Annotated in this window: 1 protein-coding gene; it reads right to left on the bottom strand. The window is 65.9% G+C overall.

Annotated elements, in window-relative coordinates; genetic code table 11:
- Positions 1–232 (bottom strand): molybdopterin cofactor-binding domain-containing protein (locus AC1RP4_RS08140; RefSeq protein ID WP_481763300.1); only part of this gene is annotated, 232 nt, incomplete at both ends.

Here is a 232-nt window from a genome sequence, read left to right as displayed (position 1 = left end):
GCCTCGTCCATCAGGCGTTCGATCGCGTAGGTGGCCTCCGGCCGTCCGGCGCCGCGGTAGGCGTCGGTCGGGGTCTTGTTGGTGAAGATCCCGTGGCAGGTGAACGACAGCGCGTCCATCTTGTAGATCGCGTTGAACATGAACGCGCCCAGCAACGGCACTCCGGGGGTGACCAACTGCAGGTAGGCGCCCATGTCGGCGAGCAGTTCCACCTTCATGCCGCGCAGCGTCC

The sequence above is a fragment of the Dellaglioa sp. CoH-56-MRSF-10 genome (genome assembly GCF_056782175.1).
Note: the sequence above shows the minus strand (reverse complement) of the source record. Positions and strands in the feature narration are given on the sequence as shown.